The organism is Burkholderia cepacia ATCC 25416, assembly GCF_001411495.1.
GTDB lineage: Bacteria > Pseudomonadota > Gammaproteobacteria > Burkholderiales > Burkholderiaceae > Burkholderia > Burkholderia cepacia.
Genome location: NZ_CP012982.1, coordinates 2312524 through 2335602, shown reverse-complemented (window position 1 = coordinate 2335602; position 23079 = coordinate 2312524). Strand labels below are relative to the sequence as shown.

Here is a 23079-nt window from a genome sequence, read left to right as displayed (position 1 = left end):
AGCAATCGATCAAACCGGTCCCGCGACACCTTCGGCCAGCTGCCACGAGCCTGGCCGGGCGCGCTTGGCCCGGTACATCGCTGCATCCGCCGCGCGCAGCAAACCGCTCGCGTCCGATGCGTGGTCGGGATACAGCGCTACGCCGGCACTCATCATGGTGGCCACCATGCGGCCGTCGGACAGCTCGATCGACGGCGCCATGCCGGACAATATCTCGTCGGCGATCCGGCACACGCTGCCCGCTTCGGGCACCGCCGCCAGCATCACCGCGAATTCGTCGCCGCCGAGGCGGGCGACCAGATCGGTCTCGCGCACCTGCGTGCGAAGCCGCGACGCGACGCCGATCAGCACCGCGTCGCCGACATCGTGACCGAGACAATCGTTGACCTCCTTGAAGCGGTCGCAGTCGAGATACAGGATCGCGACCCGCTGGCCCGTCGCATTCGCTTCGCCGAGCGCGCGCGTCAGGCGCGATTCGAACTGCACGCGATTGGGCAGCCCGGTGAGCGCATCGTGCGTCGCCTTGTGTTCGAGCGACGCGTTTTCGTCGCGCAGCGTGTTCTGCCAGTCTTCGAATTCGTCGAGCAGCGCATTGAAGTCGTCGCCGAGCTCGTTCAGTTCCGCGATCGCCGCCGGCTCGACGCGCCGCGCGAATGCCCGCTCGCGCCGCACCGCGTGCGCGACGCCGGCGAGCGCACGCAGCGGTGCGACGATGTTGCGCAGCAGGCGTTTCGAGCTCACATACGCGCCGAACACGCTGACGGCCAGGCAACCGAGAATGCCGCCGACGCCGCCGAGCAGGAAGCCGAAGAACTGGTGCCCGCGGCCGCGCACGACGACTTGCCCGACGACGATGCCGTCATGCACGACCGGCACCGCCACGGGCCCGGGCAGCGCGACGTCGGCCACGATGCGCTCGAGCCGCGCGATCCCGTTACCGGCTGGCAACTGCCACATCGCGAACGGCTGGCCGTTGCTGTCGGTGACGACGACCTGCGCGACGTCTTCCTCGCTCGCGATCATCCCGATCGCCTCGTTCGCCGCGACGCGATCGCCGAACACGAGCGCCGCCTCGACCGTATAACCGAGCGAGCGGGCCAGCAGGTTCAGGTTGTTGCCGGCATACGCACGCAACGCGATCACGGCGACGACAATCAACGACACGGCCGCCATCGCGACGGCGACGAACGCGAGGCGCAGGTGCGCGCGGCGCAGCACGCTTTGCAGCGTGGGGCGCGACATGCGCGAAGGGGGCAGGTGGAGCAAGGGCCGCATCATGGCGCCCCCGGCCGTCGTGCGAGATTCAGCACGTTCGGATGCACGCGCACGCCGCTGCGCGCCACCGCATCGAGATTGATGTCGAACGACACGCGATCGCCGTCGACATTGAGACAGAACATGCCGCCCGCGGTGCAGGACGGATCGTGCTCCGCGATCGTCAGGACCGGATGGCCGACCAGCGCGCTCCTGACGCGCGTTCTCTCGTCGTTGTTCAAGGTGCCGAGATACACGACGTCGCACGCGATGCCGAGCGACGGATCGTCGAAGCGGACGTGCTGCACGTCGAGCAGCGTCGAGCCGGCCTGCAGCGTATCGGTCAGGCCGCGCGCGTAGTCGGGGCGGCCGGTGACGCACAGGTGCAGACGAACGGGCATGGTCGGCCAGCGCGTGAAGCTGACGATGCCGAGCACGACCTGACGCACGGCGGAGTCGTGTGACAAAACGGCGTGATCGGGTGTCGCCGCGGAATCGGCAGGGCTTGTGGCGGCGGCGATGTGCATGGTGTCGGACGGACCGTCCGCGTCGGCGGGAACCCCCGCGAGCACGGCCGGCGCCGCCCCCAGAACGCAAACGATTGCGAGAAGTGCGTGGCGCAGTGAAGCGGTACGGCCGGGCCGGCCCGTCTTCCGCGCGGCGATCGCCGCCGCGCACGTTGGCGTCGTTGCCGTCGCAAAACCGGCAGCCGCCGCGCACACTTTCGCATCCATGATGGCAACATCCGCTGGCGTCGCTCCGGCGCTGCCTCCCGCCTCCCTCCGTGCGCGAGCAGGCACCGTATCACGCGCACGATTGCTTCATCTTAGGTAAAAATCCGCGTGATCCACCAGTGGGAAACACCCGCTGGGAAGCGGGGGCAAGCACGCTGAATGCGGCTTGCTCGCGACGCTGCGCGTGACTGCGAACATCGTCTTCGATTCAGTGTCAGCACCGAAGCATTGATCGGCGGATTGGCGCACCGGTTGCATTGTGGATTGCCTCGGTACGAACAGATCGGCCGCAACGGGATGTCTTGCGATGCGCCGTTCGCAATGGCGTAGCGAGCACGCGACGCACGCGGCCGGGCATTCCCTCGAACGCGGGCCGTCGCATCCGGTGACGGCCCGCTGCCGAGAAAGCCACTGACGTAGAATGGCCGGCACCGTCGATTCTTCCGACGAAACTGCACGTCATCTCACCTCGCTGATTCCAATGAACCTCATCGCCAGGATTTTCGGCGCGCGGCCACCGTCCACGGCGCCCTCGCACACGGTCTACTTGCAGCAAGGCCAGGCGATGCCGCTCGCCGACGCGCTGCAGAAGATCGCCGCGAGCCGCGACGTCGCGCTGCTCACGCAGGCGATCGGTCATTACTCGGGCTATGTTCGCGAAGCGGCGATCGCCCGCGCGGTCGAGCTTGGCGACAGCGCGCTGCTCGAACCGATTGCCGCACGCATCAACGACTGGGTGCCCGAAGTGCGGCGCGCCGCGACGAACGCACTCGTCACACTGCTCGCGACCGTGCCGCCCAGGTACTTCGCCGCACTGCTTCCGTCGTTGCGCCAGCTCACATCGGCCACGCGCGAAGATCACGGTCCATGGCTGCACGCATTCGAACAGCGGCTGGTGCAGACAGGCGGCGTCGATACGATCGTCGACGCGATGCACGCCCCGGACTTCCGGCTTCGACGCATCGCTTGCCTCGTGGCATTCGATCACCGGATCCTGCCGGCTGCCGAACTGGTCACGCACGGCCTGACCTCCGGCGACATCGTGCTCGCCCGACGGGCGGTGGCGATGCTCGACGACGTGCCGGCAAGCGATCGCATGCGCTGCATCGATCTCGCGGCCGACTCCCCGTTCGGCCCGGTTCGCCGCGCCGCACTCGCTTACATGATCGACCAAGGCATCGACGACGGCACCGAGGCATTCCTGTGGCGGTCAACGCTCGATTCGCAAAGCAGCTTGCGCGCCGCGGCGGCCCGGTTGCTCACCGAACTCGGCCGGAATGTCGCGGACCGCTGCGTTGCGCTGCTCGATACGGGCACGTTGTCCGGTACCCGGGTTCGCGCGGCGCTGTCGTTGCTCGCCGAACTGCGCGCGCCCGCCGCGATAGCGACGATGGAGCGGTTCTCGACGGATGCGCGCAGCCCGGTTCGTGCGCACGCACTCGTGCTGCTGGCTCGGCTGTCGCCATCGATCCGGGACGAGGTGGCCACGCGCGCGCTGCTGGACCCCGCCCGCAGGATTCGCAAAACCGCGGTGCGCCTGTGCGAGCAAGGTGCATTCGTCTCGCTCGCGCAAATCGAACAGGTGCTCGAGCGATACGGCGATCGCCATGCCGCACGTGCGATCTGCTCACGGGATCAGTGGGACAGTCTCGTGTGCATCGTGCTGATTGCCGCGCGCAATGAGCAACCGGACGATCCGGACGATGCGCTGGCGCGCGACCTGCAAACGTGGCTGCGCAATCCCGTCTCGATGTGGACGCGCCCCGGCGCGGCACAGCGCGCGATGCTCGACACGCCGCAAGCAACACGCCTGCTGGCGACGGTTGCACGCGATCATCGCGAGGAGCTGCGCACCCGGCTCCTGGAACACGGAATCGAGATCTGACGCGCGAGCGGCCGACAACTCGCAGCCCGCAACACGCCCCGCGCCGTCGCGAGTATGCTTGCAGTTCGAACGAATTCCCGTTCGGGCGAAACAACCGCCACGATCTCGCGCTCGCCCGGCTAACCGTCACTCACCACCACAGATGGACTTCGACGTCATCGTTCTCGGCGCCGGCATCGTCGGCGTCTCCGTCGCACTGCACCTGCAGGATCGCGGACGCAAGGTCGCCCTCGTCGATCGCGGCGCGCCCGGCGAAGGCACGAGCTTCGGCAACGCGGGGCTGATCGAGCGCTCGTCGGTCGAGCCGTATCCGTTCCCGCGCAGCCCGTTCACGCTGATGCGCTACGCGCTGAACCGCTCGACCGATCTCTACTGGCACAGCGCGTCGCTGCCCGCGTTCGCGCCTTGGCTCGCGCGTTTCTGGTGGGAATCGGCGCCGCTGCGCCACGCGGCGGCTTCACGCGACATGCTGCCGCTGATCGAACGCTGCATCGTCGAGCACGACGCGCTGATCGCACGGGCCGGTGCCGGCGAACTGATCCGCGCGAACGGCTGGCTGGAAGCGTTCCGCACGCCCGCCGCATTCGAACGCGGCGTGGCCGAGGCCGGCCTTACCGCGCGCCGCCACGGGCTCGGCATCACGCCGCTCGATGCCGCCGCGCTGCTCGCGCACGAACCGAGCCTCGCACCCGGTTTCTGCGGCGCGTTGCACTGGCTCGATCCGAAAAGCGTCGTCGATCCGGCCGCGCTCGTCAAAGCGTATGCGCATCTGTTCGTGCAAGGCGGCGGCACGCTGCTGACCGGCGACGCCGCGAGCCTCGACGCACTCTCGCCCGGCTGGCAAGTGAACACGCAGGACGGCACGGCCGCCGCTCCGGCTGTCGTCGTCGCGCTCGGCCCGTGGTCCGACACGGTGTTCGGCAAGTTCGGCTACAAGATCCCGCTGCGCGAGAAGCGCGGCTATCACATGCATTACGCGCCGTCCGCGCGCGGCGTGCCGTCGGCGCCGATCGTCGATCGCGAATACGGCTACGTGATTGCACCGATGAAGCGCGGGCTGCGGCTGACGACCGGCGTCGAGATCGCGCGCCGCCGCGTGCCGCCGACCGGCGTGCAGCTCGAACGGGCGGAACGCGTCGCGCGCCCCCTGTTCGGTTTCGGCGAGCGGCTCGACCCGCAACCGTGGCTCGGCTTCCGGCCGTGCACGCCCGACATGCGCCCGGTGGTCGGCCCCGCGCCCGCGCATCGCGGGCTGTGGTTCGCGTTCGGGCACAACCATCACGGGCTGACGCTCGGCCCCGTCACGGGCCGCCTGCTGGCCGAGATGATGACGGGCGAAGCGCCGTTCACCGATCCGGCGCCGTATCGCGCGGATCGCTTCTGACCGCGCAGCGCATCGACGCGCGCTCAGTCGAGCGCGCGCCCGAAGATGCGGATCACTTCGTCGAGGTGCTCGGCCATCGCGCGGCGCGCGGCGTCCGGGTCGCGCGCGCGGATCGCATCGAGGATCGCGCGGTGCTCCAGTTCCGATCGGTGCGGCATGTCGTTCGGCATGTACAGCGACTGCAGCCGCTGGAACATCAGGTCGTACTTGTGCGCGAGCAGTTGCTTGATCATCAGCGCATACGCGGCGTTGTCGCTCGCTTCCGCGATGCGGATATGAAACAGCCGGTCGCCCGGATGCGTGAGCGAACCGCTGCGGTTGTCTTCCTGATTGCGCAGGAACGCCTCGTGGATGCCTTCGATCTGCTCGTCGGAGCCATGCTTCGCGGCAAGTGACGCGGCTTCCGGCTCGATCAGCCGGCGCGCCTGCAACAGCGCGAACGGCGGGATTTCGGTATCGAGATCGAGTGCGATGCCGAGTTCGGGATCGATCTCGATGACCGTGAACGGCGCGGCCTTCGCTGCCAGGTCAGGCGCGGGTTCGGGTGCGGCGGCCGTTTCGGGGTGGCGCACCTTCACGCCGTCGCCGACGCGCACGCTGACGAGCCCGCTCACTTCGAGCGCGATCAGCGCTTCACGCACCGACGTGCGCGACACGCCGAACTGTTCGGCCAGTTCGCGCTCGGGCGGCAGGTAACTGCCCGGCGGAAAATCGCCGGACTCGATCATCGCACTGAGCTTGTCGGCGATCTGCTGGTACAGGCGGCGGTTCTGGATCGGCTGGATGGACATACGTTGATGCTGGTGATCGGTTGCATTGCAGACGGCCCGGCGAAGCGCACGGGCCGTTCGCGCCTATTTTATATGCCGCGCTTCGCGTCGCCCGGCACCGCGTAACAACGCGCCGCCGTCCCGCCCCACAGCGCGCTGCGCTCGGCCGCCGACAGCCGCGATTCGGCCCAGCGCTCGACGATCGATGCGACTTCGTCATACGACGCGGCCAGCAGGCACACCGGCCAGTCCGAACCGAACATCAGCCGCTGCGGGCCGAACGCGTCGAGCGCCGCGTCGAGGCACTGCTCGATATGCCGGACGTCCTTCCCGCGCAGGCCGCGCTTCCAGTCCGCTTCCGTCACGAGCCCCGACAGCTTGCACGCGACGTGCGGCAGCGCGCCCAGCTCGCGCAACGCGGCGCGCCAGCGCGCGAGCGCCGATTCGTCGCGCTCGAATTCGGCGAGCGCGGGCTTGCCGGCGTGATCGAGCACGAGCCAGTGCGCATCGTGCCGCGCGCAGAACGCCTGCACGTCCGGCAACTGGCGCTCGAACACGAGCACGTCGTACACGTAACCGTTCGCCTGCAGCCACGCGATGCCGCGGTTGAAACCGGGATCGGCGACGAACGCGCCGGCGTCGGCTTCGTCCTGCACCTGGTGCCGGAAGCCGCGCAGCTTCGGGCTGCGCCATTCGGCGACGCGCTCGGCAAGCTGCGGCGCGGCGAGATCCTCCCAGCCGACCACCGCCGCGATGTGCGCGTCGTCGCGGGCGAGATCGAGCAGGAACGCGGTCTCGTCGCGCCCGGCGCGCGCCTGCACCGCGATCGATGCGCCGAGCGCCTGCGCATGCATCAGCGGCCGCAACGCGTCGGGCAGGTAGTCGTGCGCGAGCACCTCCATGCCGGGGCCGATCCACGGATAGTCGGCCGCGCGATAACGCCAGAAGTGCTGATGGGAATCGATACGCACTGCGCCCATGGTGTCCTCGTGTTCTGCTCCGGCCGCCCGCGCCGCCGCACACGCTACGCGCCGCGCGCGGCGGCGCCGTGGCACGGCGTTCAGTCGTACAGCACCGCCGCGATCTTCGGATCGTCGATATTGGTCTTGTCGTACCAGTAGAAACCGGTATCGATGACCTTCGGCAGCTTCTCGCCCTTGATCGCCTTCACGGCCGCCTCGACCGTCTTGTAGCCGATCCCGATCGGGTTCTGCGTGATCGCGCCGGCCATCAGCCCGCTGCGGATCGCGTCCTTCTGCTGCTTGCCCGAATCGTAGCCGACGATCACGACCTTGCGCTTCATTTCACGCACGCCGTTGACCACGCCGATCGCCGAGCCTTCGTTGGTGCCGAACAGCCCCTTGAGCTTCGGGTACCCCTGCAGGATCGACTTCGTCACCTCGGTCGACTTCAGCTGGTCGCCTTCGCCGTACTGCACGGTCACGACCTGCACCTTCGGGTGCGCCGCTTTCATCCGCTCGAGAAAACCGTCGCGGCGGTCGATGCCGGTGCGGCTCGTCTGGTCGTGCGCGACCACCGCCACTTCGCCCTCGTCGCCGATCAGCGCGGCGAGCTTGTCGGCGGCCAGCGCGGCGGCGGCCTTGTTGTTGGTCGCGGCCGTCGTCACCGGGATGTCGCTGTCGACGCCCGAGTCGAATGCGATCACCGGAATCTTCTCGGCCTGCGCCTTCTTCAGGAGCGGCAGCGCGGCCTTGCTGTCGAGTGCCGCGAAGCCGAGCGCGGCCGGCTTCTTCGCGATCGCGGCCGACAGCATGTCGATCTGCTTGTCGACCATCGCCTCGGTTTCGGGCCCTTCGAACGTCACCTTCACCTTGTAGTCCTTCGCGGCCTGCGTCGCGCCCGATTTCACGGCCTGCCAGAACTGATGCTGGAAGCCCTTCGAGATCAGCGGGATGTAGGCTTCCTGCGCGTGCGCACCGGCCGTGACGCCGACGGCGAACGTCAGCCCGACGATCGCGTTCAACACCTTGCTCCTGATCACTTCGCGTCTCCTTTTTTCGTATCGACTGGAACGACTGGAACGCCGGCCGGAACCGGCGGTGAAGCACATGCCTGCGTACATACGTGCGTCAGCGGCGCCGCCGGCGCAGGATGTCGACGTAGACGGCCAGGATGATGATCACGCCCGTCACGACCGTCTGCCATTCCTGCGCGACCGACATGATGCGCAGGCCGTTGGTCAGCACGCTCATGATGAACGCGCCGATGATGGTGCCGACGATGCTGCCCGCGCCGCCCGACAGCGACGTGCCGCCGATCACGACGGCCGCGATCGCATCGAGCTCGTAGCCCTGCCCGAGCGCCGGCTGCGCGGAGTTCAGCCGCGACGCGATCAGCAGCCCGGCGATCCCGCACACCGCGCCGCTGAACGTGTAGACGGCGATCTTCCACGCGTCGACGTTCACGCCGGACAGCCGCAGCGCCTCCTCGTTGCTGCCGAGCGCGAACGTGTAACGGCCGAAGATCGTGCGGTTCAGCACGATCGATGCGCCGATCGCGACGAGGAACAGGATCAGCACCGCATTCGGGATCGGCAGCGCCGGAATCAGGTTGCCGATCAGCGAATCCTGCGCGATCGACGTGAAGCCCGGCGTGTCGTTGAAGTAGATCGGCCGCGTGCCCGAGATCACCAGCGACAGCCCCTTGAGCAGCATCATCATGCCAAGCGTCGCGATGAACGGCGGCACCTTCATCTTCGCGATCACGAAGCCCGATACGCAACCCGACAGCGCGCCGAAAAACAGCGCGGCCAGGATCCCGAGCGGCAGCGGCATGCCCCACTTCGTCAGCACGACGCCGGCCATCACCGCGCAGAACGTCATCAGCGTGCCGACCGACAGGTCGATGCCCGACGTGATGATCACGTAGGTGCACGCGACCGCCAGCACGCCGTTCACGGCGGTGGCCTGCAGGATCGTGACGAGGTTGTCGACTTCGAGGAAGTTCGGCGACGCGAAGCTGAAGAACACGATCAGCAGCACGAGGCTCGCGAACGCGAGCAGCTTCTGGCGCGCGGCGGGGTTGAAGAAGCGCGACTTCAGGCTCGATGCGCCGGCAGGCGTATCGGCGGACGCAAGGGGCGGAACGGGATGCGTATCGTTGGACATGATCGGATAGGCGTATGGATCGGCGTCTGAATCAGGACAACACGGTCGACTCGCGCTGCGTCGCGAGCTGCATGATCTTTTCCTGCGTGGCGTCGGCCGCGCGCAGTTCGCCGGTCACGCGCCCCTCGCACATCACGAGAATCCGGTGGCTCATGCGCAGCACTTCGGGCAGTTCCGACGAGATCATCACGATCGCCTTGCCGTCGGCGGCCAGCGCGTCGAGCAGCTTGTAGATCTCGCTCTTCGCGCCGACGTCGATGCCGCGCGTCGGCTCGTCGAAGAACAGGATGTCGCAGTCGCGCAGCAGCCACTTCGCGATCACGATCTTCTGCTGGTTGCCGCCCGACAAAAGGCGCGCGGGCTGCGCGACCGACGGCGTGCGGATCGCGAGCTGCCGCACATACGCGTGTGCGGTGTCGCGCATCGCGCGCGCGTCGAGAAACACGCCACGGCGCACGAAACGGCGCATGCTCGACATGGCGATGTTGTTCTGCACGTCCATCCCGACCGCGAGCCCGAAGTGCTTGCGATCCTCGGACAGATAGCCGATGCCGTGCTTCACCGCATCGGCCGGCGTGCGGATCGTCACGGTCTTGCCGTGCACGCGGATCTCGCCCGCGTCGATCGGGTCGGCGCCGAACACCGCGCGCGCGACCTCGGTGCGGCCCGCGCCCATCAGCCCCGCGAAGCCGAGGATCTCGCCGCGCCGCAGCGTGAAGCCGACGTCGCGGATCGCGCGGCCGCGCGACAGCCCGCGCACTTCGAGCGCGACGTCGTTCGCGGACGTATCGGGCGGCGTGCGGAATTCCGTCGCGAGCTGGCGGCCGACCATCATCGCGATGATCGCGTCCATCGACGTATCCGCCATCGGCACGGTCGCGACGTACTTGCCGTCGCGCATCACGGTCACGCGATCGGCGATCTGGCGCAGCTCGTCCATCTTGTGCGAGATATAAACGATGCCGACGCCGTTCGCACGCAGGTCGCGGATGATACGAAACAGCTCGGCGATCTCCGCGTTGTTGAGCGCGGCGGTCGGCTCGTCCATGATCAGCACGCGCGAGTCGAACGACAGCGCCTTCGCGATCTCGACCATCTGCTGCTTCGCAACCGTCAGCCGGCCGACCGGCGTGCGCGGGTCGAGATCGAGCCGCATCCGCCGGAAGATCGCGGCGGCATCGCGATTCAGCGTGTCTTCGTCGACGAACACGCCGAAGCGGCCGCGCGGCTCGCGGCCGATGAAGATGTTCTGCGCGACGCTCAGGTGGTTCATCAGGTTCAGTTCCTGATGGATGATGCCGATCCCGAGCGCCTGCGCGGCGCGCGGATCGGCGATCTCCACCGCGCGGCCGTCCATCCGGATCTCGCCGTCGTCGCGCTGGTACACGCCCGCGAGGATCTTCATCAACGTCGACTTGCCGGCGCCGTTCTCGCCCATCAGCGCATGCACTTCGCCGGCCCGCAGGTCGAAACGGCAATCGTCGAGCGCCTGCACGCCCGGGAAGCGCTTGCCGATGCCGGTCAATGCGATCAGCGGCGGCGCGGCAGTCAGGTTCGGGTCGGGTTGCATGGAGCGCTGCCCTCAGCTGATCGCGCGGTCGAGATGCGTATAACCGCCGTCGACGAACAGCCACTGGCCCGTCGTGTGCGATGCGCGTGCCGACAGCAGGAATACGGCCGTGTCGGCGATCTCGTCGGCCGTCGTGAAGCGTTTGCCGAGCGGCACCTTGCCCGCGATACCCGCCAGCTTCGCGTCGGGGTCGTCGAAACCGGCGAGCCAGTTGCGGTAAAGCGGCGTCATCACCTCGGCCGGAATCACCGCGTTCACGCGCACGCCGTCGTCGCGCAACGCGACGGCCCATTCGCGTGTCAGCGCGAGTTGCGCGCCCTTCGACGCGCAATAGCCGCTCGTGTTGCCCTGGCCGGTCACGGCCGTCTTCGACGAGAGGTTGACGATCGCGCCGCGCGTCGCCTTCAGGTGCGGCACGCAGTAGTGCGCCATCACGTAGTAATGGATCAGGTTGCGCTCGAGCGACGCGACGAACGCATCGCGACCGGCATCGAGCCCGACGCCATCGTTGACGCCCGCGTTGTTGACGAGGCCGTCGAGACGACCGAAGCGCGCGACGGTCTGCGCAACCGCGTCGCGGCACTGTGCGTCGTCCTGCAACTCGACCGACATGCACGCGGCCTGCGGCTGCTTCTGCACGAGTACGCGCCAGAACGCATCGTCCGGCGCGTGGCGCGCGAACACCACCGGAATCGCGCCTTCTTCGGCAAGCCGCATCGAGATCGCGGCACCGATGCCCGACGCGCCGCCGGTCACGATCACGACCTTGTGTTGCAGATTCAGATCCACTTCGCGTCTCCGTCGTTCATGTTGTCGGCACGCTCAACGCGTGTCAGCCCCGGAACCGGTATTGCTCCAGCGATTCGGGTTTCATCTCGATCGAAAAACCGGGTGCCGTCGGCGGCATGTAGGCCGCGCCGCGCACGATGCACGGTTCGACGAAATGCTCGTGCAGGTGATCGACGTACTCCGTTACGCGCCCTTCCTTCGTGCCGGAAATGCACACGTAGTCGATCATCGACAGATGCTGTACGTATTCGCACAACCCGACGCCGCCCGCATGCGGGCAGACGGGCAGCCCGTACTTCGCGGCCATCAGCATCACCGCGAGAATCTCGTTCACGCCGCCGAGCCGGCACGCATCGATCTGCACGACGTCGATCGCACCGCGCGCGATGAACTGCTTGAACAGGACGCGGTTCTGGCACATCTCGCCGGTCGCGACCTGCACGGGTGCGATCGCTTCGCGGATCGTGCGATGCCCTTCGACATCGTCGGGGCTCGTCGGCTCCTCGATGAACCATGGCCGCGCGAACGCCAGCTCGCGCACCCAGTCGATCGCCTCGTCCACTTCCCACACCTGGTTCGCGTCGATCATCAGCTTGCGGTCCGGGCCGATCACTTCGCGCGCGATCGTCACGCGGCGGATATCGTCCTCCAGGTTCGCGCCGACTTTCAGCTTCACGTGGTCGAACCCGGCTTCGACGGCTTCGCGGCACAGCCGCCGCAGCTTGTCGTCGCTGTAGCCGAGCCAGCCGGCCGACGTCGTGTAGCACGGGTAGCCGTCGCGCTCGAGAATCGCGATCCGTTCGGCCTTGCCCGGCGCCTGCCTGCGCAGCAGGTCGAGCGCTTCGTCCGGCTTCAGGCAGTCCGTCAGGTAGCGGAAGTCGATCGCGCGCACCAGTTCCTCGGGGCTCAGGTCGGCAACGAGCCGCCAAAGCGGCTTGCGTTCGGCTTTCGCCCACAGGTCCCACACCGCGTTGACGACGGCCCCCGTCGCCAGATGAATCGCCCCCTTGTCGGGGCCGATCCAGCGCAACTGGCTGTCCGACGTGACGTGCCGCCAGAAGCGGCCCATGTCCGCGCGAATCCAGTCGAGGTCGAGGCCGACGACGAGGTGACGCATCGCGTCGATCGCCGCGCAGCAGATCTCGTTGCCGCGCCCGATGGTGAACGTGAGGCCGTGACCTTCGAGCCCGTCGCGGTCGGTTTCGAGCACGACGTACGCGGCCGAATAATCGGGGTCCGGGTTCATCGCATCGGAGCCGTCGAGCTGGCGCGAGGTCGGGAAGCGCACGTCGAGGACGCGCATCGATCGAATGATAGGCATGACGAATCGTCCGCGAAAGGGAATCAGGCCTGCACGGTGCGCTGGCGTTGCTCGCCGAGCCCGTCGATACCGAGCGTGATCACCTGCCCGGCGCGCAGATAGACGGGCGGCTTCTGCCCGAGGCCGACACCCGGCGGCGTGCCGGTCGAGATCACGTCGCCCGGCTGCAGGCTCATGAAGCGGCTCAGGTAGCTGATCAGGTGCGGCACGCGGAACACCATCGTCGCGGTCGTGCCGTTCTGGTAGCGATGGCCGTCGACGTCGAGCCACAGCCGCAGCGCATGCGGATCGGGCACTTCGTCGGCCGTCACGAGCCACGGGCCGAGCGGCCCGAACGTGTCGTTGCCCTTGCCCTTGTCCCACGTGCCGCCGCGTTCGAGCTGGAATTCACGCTCCGACACGTCGTTCACGACGCAGTAGCCCGCCACGTGCGACAGCGCGTCGGCTTCCGCGATATAACGACCGCCCTGGCCGATCACCACGCCGAGTTCGACCTCCCAGTCGGTCTTCTCCGAGCCGCGCGGAATCTCGACGTCGTCGTTCGGCCCCGAGATCGCGCTCGTCCACTTGCCGAACACGACGGGCTCCTTCGGCACCTCCATCCCCGATTCGGCCGCGTGGTCGGAATAGTTGAGCCCGATGCAGATGAACTTGCCGACGCGGCCGACGCACGCGCCGAGCCGCGGCGTGCCTTCGACCCGTGGCAGCGACGACGGCGGAATGTCGCGCAACCGCGCGAGCGAGGCCGGCGCCAGCGCATCGCCGGCGAGATCGTCGATCACGCCCGACAGGTCGCGGATGTGGCCTTGCGCATCGAGCAGGCCCGGTTTTTCATGGTGCTTGTCGCCAAATCTCAGCAGTTTCATATCGTCTTGAACGGAAATGGAAAGTGAACGGGGAAAGGCGAGGTCAGTTCGACCAGCCGCCGTCGATCAGGTGGATCGCGCCGGTCGTGAACGACGCTTCGTCGGACGCGAGGTACAGCGCGAGCGCGGCCACTTCGTCCGCGGTGCCGATGCGGCCGATCGGCTGGCGTGCGACGAACGCCTGGCGCACCTCATCGGCCGACACGTCGCGCATGCGCGCCTGGTCGGCGATCCGCTGCTCCAGCGACGGCGATTCGATCGTGCCCGGGCAGATCGCGTTGCAGCGGATGCCGCGCTCGACGAAATCGGCGGCCACCGCCTTGGTCAGGCCGATCACGGCCGCCTTGGTCGTGCCGTAGACGAAGCGGTTCGGCACGCCCTTCACGCTCGACGCGGCCGACGCCATGTTGATGATCGACGCGCCGCCCGCTTCGAGCATCGCGGGCAGCAGCGCGCGAATCAGGCGGTACATCGACGTGACGTTCAGGTTCAGCGAGAACGCCCATGCGTCGTCGTCGCAGTCGAGGATCGAGCCGTGGTGGACATAGCCCGCGCAGTTGAACAGCACGTCGAACGCGCGCTCGTTCGCGGCAAGCGCCGCGACGTCCTGCGCATCGGTGACGTCGAGCCGCCGCGTGGCCAGCCGGCTGCCCGCGCGTTCGGCGTCGGCCTCGAGCCGCACGAGCGCGGCTTCGTTGACGTCGGTCGCCAGCACGTCGGCGCCCTCGCTCGCGAACCGCAGCGCGGTCGCGCGGCCGATACCCTGCCCGGCCGCCGTCACCAGCGCGCGTTTGCCCTGCAATCTCATGAGCGACTCTCCCGAAAAAAACCGGCCACCCGTCGGCCGATTGGCACAAAGGACCAAAGGTCCAACCAATCATAGGAGTCGACTTCGCGTTTGTCACGAAATCGGGATTCAGTATTTACCCGGGCGTGGAAATCGGGCGGTCGAGCAAGAATTCGGCATTCGATGGCCCGCAGGAGCCTGTCCCGAGATCCGCGCGCACCCAATACCGGCGGGCCGTCCAGCCGTTTATCCACACGCGCCCGGCGCGGCGCCGCGCCAAACTGGCGAAAAAGTCATGTTCGCGTCAGGGTCTCAACGGGATGCACGCGCCATCATGACGTACCGGACTGCGCTACCGGTCCATCGCCACCCCGCCCGCGTTCGATCCCTGCGGGCACCTCCGTCCCCCGGCGATGGGCTCCGTGACTGGGCGAGCAGACACGGCGCGCAGGCCGATTTCCCGCCCCGGACTTCATGTCCGGGGCGTTTTTGTCTGTGGTTTTCCCAAGAAAATAAGCGTGGATTGTTTCTAAATCGGCAAAAGGTAATTTGAGCCAGACAGGATGTTTTTTCCGGTCACAGACGCTTACATTTAGCGCACCACTCATGGAAACCGCTACGGATTCGCCATCGGGTAGTGACATCCACTGCCACGGACGAACCGCACGAGCTTTAGGAAACGGCAAAATGAAGGCCTCCAAATCCCTGCCTGTGCTCGATCCCGCCGACGTCCACGTCGAAATCCTCGAACGTTCCGATACGCTGCTCGTCGTCCGCTGGGTCGAGCCCGGCCGCTGTCACTACGGTGAACAGCGCTGGCGCCGCCGCTTCGCGCAACGCACCGGCACGTGCGCGCTGTCGCGCCAGGTCATCCAGCGCGGCGACGAAGTCTTCCGCCCGGCCGAACGCCCGGCGCCCGCGAACGCGGCGGCGATGATCTCCGCCGCCGAAGTGCTCGCGCTGGCCGGCGGCAGGTAAATCCTGCCGGCCGCGCATCGCGGCACGCGGTGCCGCACGACGATGCGCGAGCCCTAGAAGCGCCGGTCTAATTCCCCTGCTTGCCTGCCACGACCACGCGCACTATCGTTACACCACTCGATGTAACGATTACGTGCCGCGGCCACCCGGTCGCGCCGATGGAGGCAGACATGCATGCATGGAGCGCGCGCCACGTCCCGGCGCAGGGCGGCAAGGTCGCGGTCGTGACCGGTGCCAACAGCGGGCTCGGCTGGCAACTCGCGGAAACGCTGGCCGCGAAAGGCGCGACCGTCGTGATGGGTTGCCGCGACGCGGCCCGCGCCGCGCAGGCCGCCGATGCGATCCGCCGGCTCCATCCCGATGCCCGCGTCGAAGCCGACGCGCTCGACCTCGCCGATCTCGCCTCGATCGCACGCTTCGCGGCCGATGTGGCCGAACGCCATGGCCGCGTCGATATCCTCTGCAACAACGCCGGCGTGATGTTCCTGCCGCTGCGCCATACGTGCGACGGCTTCGAGATGCAGTTCGGCACCAACCACCTCGGCCATTTCGCGCTGACCGGCCATCTGCTGCCCGCGCTGCGCGCCGCGCGCCGGCCGCGGGTCGTGACGATGTCGAGCGGCCTCAACCGCGGCGGCCGGATCCGCGTCGACGACCTGCGCGCCGAGCACCGCTACAACCGTTATCTCGCCTATTGCGACAGCAAGCTCGCGAACCTCGTGTTCGCGATCGAACTTCAGCGCCGTTTCGAGCGCGCGGCGTTCGCCGGGATCAGCGTGGCCGCACACCCGGGCTACGCGGCAACCAACCTGCAGTTCGCGGGCCCGGCGATGGACAGCTCGCCCGCGCGCGCCGCGCTGATGCGGGCCGCGAACCGTTATCTCGCGCAGCCGGCCGACCAGGGGGCGCTGCCCGCGATTCATGCGGCGACCGCGCCCGATCTCGCGGGCGGCGCGTATATCGGGCCGTCCGGCTGGTTCGAGTCGCGCGGGCTGCCGGCGCCCGCGAGCGTGCCACGCGCGGCCCGCGACGCGGGATCGGCGGCGTTGCTGTGGGAGGCCTCGGAAGCCGCGACGGGCGTGCGCTTCCTCAGCTCGGGCGCGCCGGCCGGACGTTCGCCGGGCCGGCCGTTCGACACGGCGGCCGAGGCGCGCTGAAAGGCGTGTCGGCCTCCGCAACATTCTTCATACTTGTTGCACCAACCGATAAGAAAGCCCGTTGAAAGCCTGAGTCGGCGCGCCACTGTTACTGCCCAGGAAACAATCTATCGTCAAAATCAGCGTTTACCCTGAACCTTCCGATGACTAAGATTCGATCAATCGCTTAAGACATGGTGTCAAGAGCGAACTCAATAAAACACCGGAGGTCATCATGAAATCGCTCGTTTCCGCAGTCGTTGCCGCTGCCGCCCTGTCCGCTTCGTTCGGCGCATTCGCCCAAAGCACCGTGACCCGCGCGCAAGTGAAGAACGAACTGGTTCAGCTCGAAAAAGCCGGCTACAAGCCGGGCCTGTCGAGCCCGTACTACCCGAACGACATCCAGAGCGCCGAAGCGCGTGTTCATGGTGCCGACACCAGCGGCTACGGCGCGCAACCGGCTCCGGCCGTCCACTCGGGCGCCCCGGCCGCAACGTCGTCGAACGCTCGCGACTCGATCTTCTTCGGCCAGTAAGCCGATGCGCCCCGACGGGCGCCGCGCGCAGCGCGATGAAGAAACATCAGGACGAGCCCCCTTGCGGGGCTCGTCCATTTTTATGAAACGCATACCTCCGCCGCCCGGCAGCGGGTGGCTTCGCCCGGGCGCCTCGCGTCCGGGCGCTTTTTCATCCCGCGCGGCAGGTGTGCAGGCAGGATGAAGCCGCGCTTGCCCGTCAGTGCGGTGCAGCCGCGGCGGGCGCCGAACGCGACAGCACGCGCCACCGCGACAGCAATTCGTCGCGATCGACGTAGCAGCCCTGCAGATGCCGGCGGCCGGTCGACGGATCGAACTCGGTGCGCGCATGCAGCACGCGCCGGTTGTCGAACGCCCACATGTCGCCCGCCCGCAGCCGGCGCTGCACGCGAAAGCGCGGCTCGCGCGCAAGCGCGAGGAACCGCCGGTACGCGCGATAGACGGCCGCGACCGAGCCGGCCGGCGCATCGAGCGGCCCGCGCAGGAAGTTCGCGACGCGCACCTCGGTCACGTTGCCGCGTGCATCGAGCCCGATCACCGGCGCCGAGCAGCGATAGTCGCTGTTCGCACTCTTGTTCCAGAACTCGAACGGCGTCGACGCGAGTTGCTCGAAATCGGCCGGATGCTCGCGCCGCAGCGCATCCGCCAGCGCGAAGCCGTCGAGGAACACGCTGTCGCCGCCGGTCGCATCGTTCGCCAGGCAATGCAGGAACTGCACGCCCGGCTGCAGCTCGCGGGTCGGCAGATCGGTATGCGGCGGCAGGTTCAGCGACGTATACGCATTGCTGTCCGGGCGCGGCTTCGATTCGACGTCGAACAGCACACCGAAATTGCTCTCGCGGATCAGGCCGATGCGGCGCGCGATCTCGTCGACGCGGCCGCGCTCGGCCGGCACGCCTTCGACAAGCGTCAGCCCGGTGCGCTGCAACGCGGCGAGCCATGCGAGCAATGCGCCGTCGTCCTCCATCACGTCGCGCCACGCGAACACGCCGATGGCCGTCGCATCGTCGCCGGCCCACACGTGCCGCCCGTGCGCGGCCTGGCGCTCGGCGCGCGACGCGTCGTCGTACGCATGCGCGCGCAACCATCCCGGCGACCACGCGCTGCGATGTCCGTCGTTCCACTCGACATGCAGCGCGCCGTCGGCTTCGATGTGCACCGCGCGCGCGGCGAGATCCTCGCGCGCGTCGGCGATCTCGAATACCTGTTCACGCGTAACGGCATGCACGCATGCGGAGCACGCGCAGTTGTCGCGCAGCCAGTCGAAATGAAACGGCGATCGTCGCGTGTCGCTCCATTCGACGTCCACCGCTGAGTCGCCAATCGCGACCGCCGCAATGGTCGCGTCGACCGAAAACGTCCGCCAGTCCTCGATACGGTGTTGCGCTGCCTGCATCGTTGCCTCCCGGAAACGCCCGCTACGCGTGTGGTGCGAGCAGAAACCCGCCGACCGTCCGGTGCATCCGCGCCGCCTGCGGGCTCGTTCCGAGCGCGCGCCAGCAGCCGTGCACCAGCCCCTCTCCCATCCAGTAGTGCGCGGCACCGCCGGCCGCGCGAATCCGTTCGACGTACACGCGCGCATCGTCGCGCAGCGGATCGTGTTCGGCGCCGATCGCGAGGACGGGCGGCAGGCCGTCGAAACGCGCAGCCGCGAGCGGCACCGACGCGCGCAACAGCGGATTGCCGTCTCCCAGCGCATCGGACAGGCCGCCGTTCCAGTACAGCGCGCGATAGCGATGGACGTCGTCGAGCGTCAGCATCGGTGCGTGCGCTTCCGTTTCGCGCGCGGGCGGTTGCGGTTCGAACCCGAGCATCGGATAGACGAGCGCGATGCCGTCGACACCGCCTTCGCCCGCATCGCGCAACGCGGTGGCCACGGCCGCCGCGAGCATGCCGCCCGCGCTGTCGCCCGCGAGCGTCAGCGGAGGCGCGCACGGCCCGAACGGCCAGCGCGCGTCGCGTGCGGCGCGCGTGACGGCCAGGCAATCTTCGAGCGCGGCCGGCGCGCGATGCTCGGGCGCCAGCCGGTAATCGACCGCGATCACGTCGAGCCCCGTATCGGCCGCCAGTTGCGCGGTGATCAGCGCATGACTGTCGAGCGAGCCGACGACGAAGCCGCCGCCATGAAAGAACAGCACCGTGCCGCGCGGCGCACCCTGCGCGGACGTGTAGCGCCGCAGCGCGATCGCGCGGCCGTCGGGCGCCTGCCAGACGGCGTCCTGCTGCACGATGCCGGCCGGCGGCGCGGCCGGCGTCCACTCGGCCGCGAAGCGGTCGTAGAGGCGGCGCTGCTCGGCCGGCGAACGTTCGGCCGCGTCGGCCGGATACCACGCGTCGACGGCAGCGACGAACGCCGCGATTTCCGGTTCGAGCATCGTGTGCGCTCCGCGCTTGAAGGTTCGCGCCCGCTATCGGCGCGGCGGCAACGCGATCACGCGGCCCGCATACGCGGGTGCCGCGCAATCGCGCTGCAATGCATGCAGCCCGGCCACGCGTGCGGCCACGTCGTCGTCGAACGGCGCCGATTTCGCGCCGTCGCGCGTATCGACGTGCAGCAGCATCTGCTCGCTCGCCGATACCGCATCCTCATGCCCGTCCGCGAACAGCTCGAGATACAGGTGCAGCCGCTTCGCGTCATGCGCCAGCACGCGCGCATCGACACGCACCTGAGTGCCCTCCTTGATCTCGTGCAGGTAGTTCACGTGCGCTTCGAGCGTGTAGACCGAGCGGCCCCGCTCGCGACGCGCGGCGTCGTCGAGGCCGATGCGATCCAGCAGCGCATCGGTCGCGAAGCTGAAAATCAGCAGGTAGAACGCATCGCGCAGGTGGCCGTTGTAGTCGACCCATTCGGGCCGCACCACGTCGCGGTATATCGTCAGCGGGGTATCGCCGGTCATCGCCTTCAGTCCTTTAGTCCCTTAGTCCTCGAATCGCATCCCGTGCCGCGCCTTCACCGCGGCGATCGACTTCAGCACCTCGGTGATGCACTCGTCGCGATAGCGCTCGAGTTCCTTGATGCTGCGCGTGCCCTGCTGTTCGGTCGTGCCTTCGACGACGCTGTCGATCAGCGTATCGGTGAGCGTGGGCGCGACCAGCTTCGTCCACGGCAGTTCGAGCGCGGGGCCGAACTGCTGCATGAAGTGTCGCATGCCCGCATCGCCGCCGGCGAGCGTGTAGGTCAGGAAGGTGCCCATGAACGACCAGCGGATGCCCGCGCCGAAGCGGATCGCGTCGTCGATCTCGCCGGTCGTCGCGACGCCTTCGTTGACGAGGTGCAGCGCCTCGCGCCACAACGCTTCGAGCAGCCGGTCCGCGATGAAGCCCGGCACTTCCTTTCGCACGTGCAACGGCCGCATGCCGAGCTTGCGATAGATCTCCATCGCGCCTTCGACCGCTTCCGGCGACGTGCGCGCGCCGCCGAGCACCTCGACGAGCGGCAGCAGGTAGACGGGATTGAACGGGTGGCCGACCACGCAGCGCTCCGGATGCGTCGCCCGCGCGTAGAAATCCGTCGGAAGCAGCCCGGACGTCGACGACGCGATGATCGCGTCGGGTTTCGCCGCGCGGCTGATCTGCTCGTGCAGTTCGAGCTTCAGCGCCTCGCGCTCGGGCGCGCTTTCCTGGATGAAATCGGCATCGGCGACGCACGCTTCGATCGTCTCCACGAAACGCAGCCGCGCGGGATCGGCGCCGGGCGCGAGGCCGACGCGCTCGAGCGCGGGCCACGCATTCGCGACGTTCGCGCGCAGCCGTTCCTCCGCGCCCGGCGCGGGGTCCCAGACGACCACGTCGAGACCGTGCGCGAGCGCGCGGGAAATCCATCCGCTGCCGATCACGCCGGTGCCGATGGCGGCGAACGTCTTGATGTCGGTCTTCACAGCCATGTCAACGCATCCTTCAAATCAGGGGGAATCGGTGGGCGGCCGCGCTGGGCGTGCCGCCGCGTCATGTCGGTCAGTCGGCGCAACCGCTCACGCGAACTCGGCGACCGCTCGGCGTTCGAGCAGACGCTCGCCCCGTGCGGGCAAGCCGAGCTTGCGGCGGCCTTCGGCCGGCGTCAGCACCCGGCCGCCGAGCCGTTCGACGATCTCTCGCGCGCGCTCGACGAGCGTGCCGTTGGTCGCGTGCACGCCGCGATCGAGCCAGATGTTGTCTTCGAGGCCGACGCGCACGTGGCCGCCGAGCAGCATCGCCTGCGCGACCATCGGCATCTGCATGCGGCCGATCCCGAAGCCCGCCCAGTGCGCACCCGGCGGCAGGTTGTCGACCATCGCCTTCATCGTGCCCGTATCGGCCGGCGCGCCCCATGGAATGCCGAGGCACAGCTGGAACAGCGGCGGATCGTCGAGCAGCCCTTCCTTCAGCAACTGCTTCGCGAACCACAGATGGCCCGTGTCGAAGATTTCCAGCTCCGGCTTCACGCCGAGTTCCTGGATGCGCTTCGCGCCGGCGCGCAATTGCGCGGGCGTCGACACGTAGATGTAGTCGCCGTCGCCGAAATTCAGCGTGCCGCAGTCGAGCGTGCAGATTTCGGGCAGCAGCTCCTCGACATGCGCGAGGCGCGTGAGGCCGCCGACCAGGTCGGTGCCCTTGCCGAAACGCATCGGGTCCTCGCCCGGGCCGATCTCGAGATCGCCGCCCATGCCGGCCGTCAGGTTGATGATCACGTCGACGTCGGCCGAGCGGATGCGGTCGACCACTTCGCGGTACAGGTTCGGGTCGCGGCTGCCGCGCCCCGTCTGCGGATCGCGCACGTGGCAGTGCGCAACGGTCGCGCCGGCCTTCGCGGCCTCGATCGCGGCGGCCGCGATCTCCTTCGGCGTGACCGGAATCGCCGGATGCTTGCCGACCGTATCGCCCGCGCCGGTGACGGCGCAGGTGATGATGACTTCATGGTTCATGCTGGTTGCCTCGCTTGACTCGGGTTGTGTCGCATTGCGGGTGTTTCGTCAGGGCGCGCGGGCCGTCACAGGCCGAGATACGCCTTCACGGCCGGCAGCCCGTCCTTGCCGTCGAACGTCTTGACGCCCGCGAGCCACGGATCGAGCACCTGCGGGTTCTTCTTCAGGTACGCCTTCGCGGCTTCGGCCGGCTTCGTCTTGTTCATCACCGACTGCATCAGCTGGTTCTCGAGCTGCGTCGAGAAGCGCAGGTTCGTGACGAGCTTGCCCGCGTTCGGGCAGCGCGCGATGAAGTCGGGCGCTGTCAGCGTGTACACGCGCGCTTCGCCGTAGTTCGGCCCGAACGCCGCGTCGCCGCCGGACAGGTAGTTCATGTTGAGCTGGATGTTCATCGGATGCGGTTCCCAGCCGAGGAACACGACCCACTTCTTTTCGCGGATCGCGCGCTCGACCGTCACCAGCATCCCGGCCTCGCTCGATTCGACGAGCTTGAAGCCGCCGAGCCCGTACTGGTTCGTGTCGATCATCTTCTGGATCGTCGCGTTCGCGCTGCTGCCCGGCTCGATCCCGTAGATCTTGCCGTCGAGTTCCGCACGGTGCTTCGCGATGTCCTCGAAGGTCTTCAGGCCGGCCTGGTATTCATAGCTCGGCACCGCGAGCGTCGCCTTCGCGCCGGACAGGTTCGGCGGTTCGACGACGTTGATCGACTTGCTGTCGAGGAACGGCTGGAGCTGCTTCTGCTGCACGGGCCACCAGTAGCCGAGCGACACGTCGAGCTGCTTGCTCTTCAGGCCGGCGAACGAGATCGGCACCGACGCGATCGTCGTGGTCGGCTTGTAGCCGAGCGCCTCGAACACGGTCGACGCGAGCGCCGTGGTCGACGTGATGTCGGTCCAGCCGATATCCGCGAAACGCACGGTGCGGCAGGTCGCGGCATCCGTTTCGGCCCATGCCTCATGCGTGAACGCGCCGGTCGCCAGCACGGCCGCGGCAAGCGCGGCAATCTTCGTCGACTTCATGGTTCGGTTCCTCCCTGTTGGA

At 68.0% G+C, this 23079-nt stretch carries 22 protein-coding genes; 5 read left to right on the top strand and 17 right to left on the bottom strand.

The window, feature by feature from the left end; all coding sequences use genetic code 11:
* Positions 1–9: 9 nt before the first annotated feature.
* Entirely contained in the window at positions 10–1278 is a 1269-nt protein-coding gene (gene dgcN / locus APZ15_RS27745; RefSeq protein WP_027789683.1) for a diguanylate cyclase DgcN/YfiN, read from the bottom strand.
* Positions 1275–1988 (bottom strand): regulatory sequestration protein YfiR, encoded by a 714-nt coding sequence (yfiR, locus tag APZ15_RS27740; RefSeq protein ID WP_027789684.1) that lies wholly within the window; start codon positions 1986–1988, stop codon positions 1275–1277. The genes dgcN and yfiR overlap by 4 nt, the downstream gene beginning before the upstream one ends.
* A 481-nt stretch (positions 1989–2469) precedes the next feature.
* Here yfiR and APZ15_RS27735 point away from each other — a divergent pair, with 481 nt between their 5' ends.
* Entirely contained in the window at positions 2470–3873 is a 1404-nt protein-coding gene (locus APZ15_RS27735; protein ID WP_027789685.1) for a hypothetical protein, read from the top strand.
* Positions 3874–4015: 142 nt separating this feature from the next.
* On the top strand, positions 4016–5257 hold the full coding sequence (locus tag APZ15_RS27730; RefSeq protein ID WP_027789686.1) for an NAD(P)/FAD-dependent oxidoreductase: 1242 nt from the start codon (positions 4016–4018) through the stop codon (positions 5255–5257).
* A 23-nt stretch (positions 5258–5280) separates the two neighbouring features.
* Here APZ15_RS27730 and APZ15_RS27725 read toward each other — a convergent pair whose 3' ends face one another.
* The 9 genes from APZ15_RS27725 to APZ15_RS27685 all read right to left on the bottom strand — a co-directional run bounded on the left by APZ15_RS27725 (position 5281) and on the right by APZ15_RS27685 (position 14509).
* Entirely contained in the window at positions 5281–6048 is a 768-nt protein-coding gene (locus APZ15_RS27725; protein WP_027789687.1) for a FadR/GntR family transcriptional regulator, read from the bottom strand.
* A 68-nt stretch (positions 6049–6116) separates the two neighbouring features.
* Entirely contained in the window at positions 6117–7007 is an 891-nt protein-coding gene (locus APZ15_RS27720) for an L-fucono-1,5-lactonase (protein ID WP_027789688.1), read from the bottom strand.
* Between the two features lie 80 nt (positions 7008–7087).
* Complete coding sequence (locus APZ15_RS27715) at positions 7088–8029, bottom strand: ABC transporter substrate-binding protein (protein WP_021161439.1); 942 nt, start codon at positions 8027–8029, stop codon at positions 7088–7090.
* An 88-nt stretch (positions 8030–8117) separates the two neighbouring features.
* On the bottom strand, positions 8118–9155 hold the full coding sequence (locus APZ15_RS27710; RefSeq protein WP_027789689.1) for an ABC transporter permease: 1038 nt from the start codon (positions 9153–9155) through the stop codon (positions 8118–8120).
* Between the two features lie 31 nt (positions 9156–9186).
* Positions 9187–10725, bottom strand: coding sequence for a sugar ABC transporter ATP-binding protein (locus APZ15_RS27705; protein WP_027789690.1), 1539 nt, complete (start codon positions 10723–10725; stop codon positions 9187–9189).
* A 12-nt stretch (positions 10726–10737) separates the two neighbouring features.
* On the bottom strand, positions 10738–11514 hold the full coding sequence (locus tag APZ15_RS27700; RefSeq protein WP_027789691.1) for an SDR family oxidoreductase: 777 nt from the start codon (positions 11512–11514) through the stop codon (positions 10738–10740).
* Positions 11515–11557: 43 nt separating this feature from the next.
* Positions 11558–12835 carry an L-fuconate dehydratase gene (locus APZ15_RS27695; protein WP_027789692.1) on the bottom strand — a complete coding sequence of 426 codons (1278 nt, stop codon included), beginning with the start codon at positions 12833–12835 and terminating at the stop codon, positions 11558–11560.
* A 23-nt stretch (positions 12836–12858) separates the two neighbouring features.
* Complete coding sequence (locus APZ15_RS27690) at positions 12859–13701, bottom strand: ureidoglycolate lyase (protein ID WP_027789693.1); 843 nt, start codon at positions 13699–13701, stop codon at positions 12859–12861.
* A 43-nt stretch (positions 13702–13744) separates the two neighbouring features.
* Positions 13745–14509 (bottom strand): SDR family oxidoreductase, encoded by a 765-nt coding sequence (locus APZ15_RS27685; protein WP_027789694.1) that lies wholly within the window; start codon positions 14507–14509, stop codon positions 13745–13747.
* 666 nt (positions 14510–15175) lie between these two features.
* Between APZ15_RS27685 and APZ15_RS27680 the strand changes: the two genes are divergently transcribed.
* The 3 genes from APZ15_RS27680 to APZ15_RS27670 all read left to right on the top strand — a co-directional run bounded on the left by APZ15_RS27680 (position 15176) and on the right by APZ15_RS27670 (position 17137).
* Positions 15176–15466, top strand: coding sequence for a DUF3331 domain-containing protein (locus APZ15_RS27680; protein ID WP_021161446.1), 291 nt, complete (start codon positions 15176–15178; stop codon positions 15464–15466).
* Between the two features lie 170 nt (positions 15467–15636).
* Positions 15637–16623 carry an oxidoreductase gene (locus APZ15_RS27675; RefSeq protein ID WP_027789695.1) on the top strand — a complete coding sequence of 329 codons (987 nt, stop codon included), beginning with the start codon at positions 15637–15639 and terminating at the stop codon, positions 16621–16623.
* A gap of 214 nt (positions 16624–16837) precedes the next feature.
* Positions 16838–17137 (top strand): DUF4148 domain-containing protein, encoded by a 300-nt coding sequence (locus tag APZ15_RS27670; protein ID WP_027789696.1) that lies wholly within the window; start codon positions 16838–16840, stop codon positions 17135–17137.
* A gap of 199 nt (positions 17138–17336) precedes the next feature.
* Here the strand turns inward: APZ15_RS27670 and APZ15_RS27665 are convergent, their stop codons facing one another.
* The 6 genes from APZ15_RS27665 to APZ15_RS27640 form a co-directional block, all read right to left on the bottom strand.
* Entirely contained in the window at positions 17337–18533 is a 1197-nt protein-coding gene (locus tag APZ15_RS27665; protein ID WP_027789697.1) for a TauD/TfdA family dioxygenase, read from the bottom strand.
* A gap of 22 nt (positions 18534–18555) precedes the next feature.
* On the bottom strand, positions 18556–19512 hold the full coding sequence (locus tag APZ15_RS27660; protein WP_027789698.1) for an alpha/beta hydrolase: 957 nt from the start codon (positions 19510–19512) through the stop codon (positions 18556–18558).
* Between the two features lie 33 nt (positions 19513–19545).
* Positions 19546–20034 (bottom strand): thioesterase family protein, encoded by a 489-nt coding sequence (locus tag APZ15_RS27655; protein WP_027789699.1) that lies wholly within the window; start codon positions 20032–20034, stop codon positions 19546–19548.
* Positions 20035–20055: 21 nt separating this feature from the next.
* Positions 20056–21021 carry an L-carnitine dehydrogenase gene (locus tag APZ15_RS27650; protein ID WP_027789700.1) on the bottom strand — a complete coding sequence of 322 codons (966 nt, stop codon included), beginning with the start codon at positions 21019–21021 and terminating at the stop codon, positions 20056–20058.
* Between the two features lie 87 nt (positions 21022–21108).
* The gene (gene cdhC / locus APZ15_RS27645) at positions 21109–22038 is read right to left on the bottom strand and encodes a 3-dehydrocarnitine:acetyl-CoA trimethylamine transferase CdhC (RefSeq protein ID WP_006484708.1); all 930 of its coding nucleotides are present in this window, start codon (positions 22036–22038) and stop codon (positions 21109–21111) included.
* A gap of 65 nt (positions 22039–22103) precedes the next feature.
* A complete protein-coding gene (locus APZ15_RS27640; protein WP_027789701.1) occupies positions 22104–23057 on the bottom strand; it encodes a choline ABC transporter substrate-binding protein in 954 nt (317 codons plus the stop codon).
* Between the last annotated feature and the right edge of the window lie 22 nt (positions 23058–23079).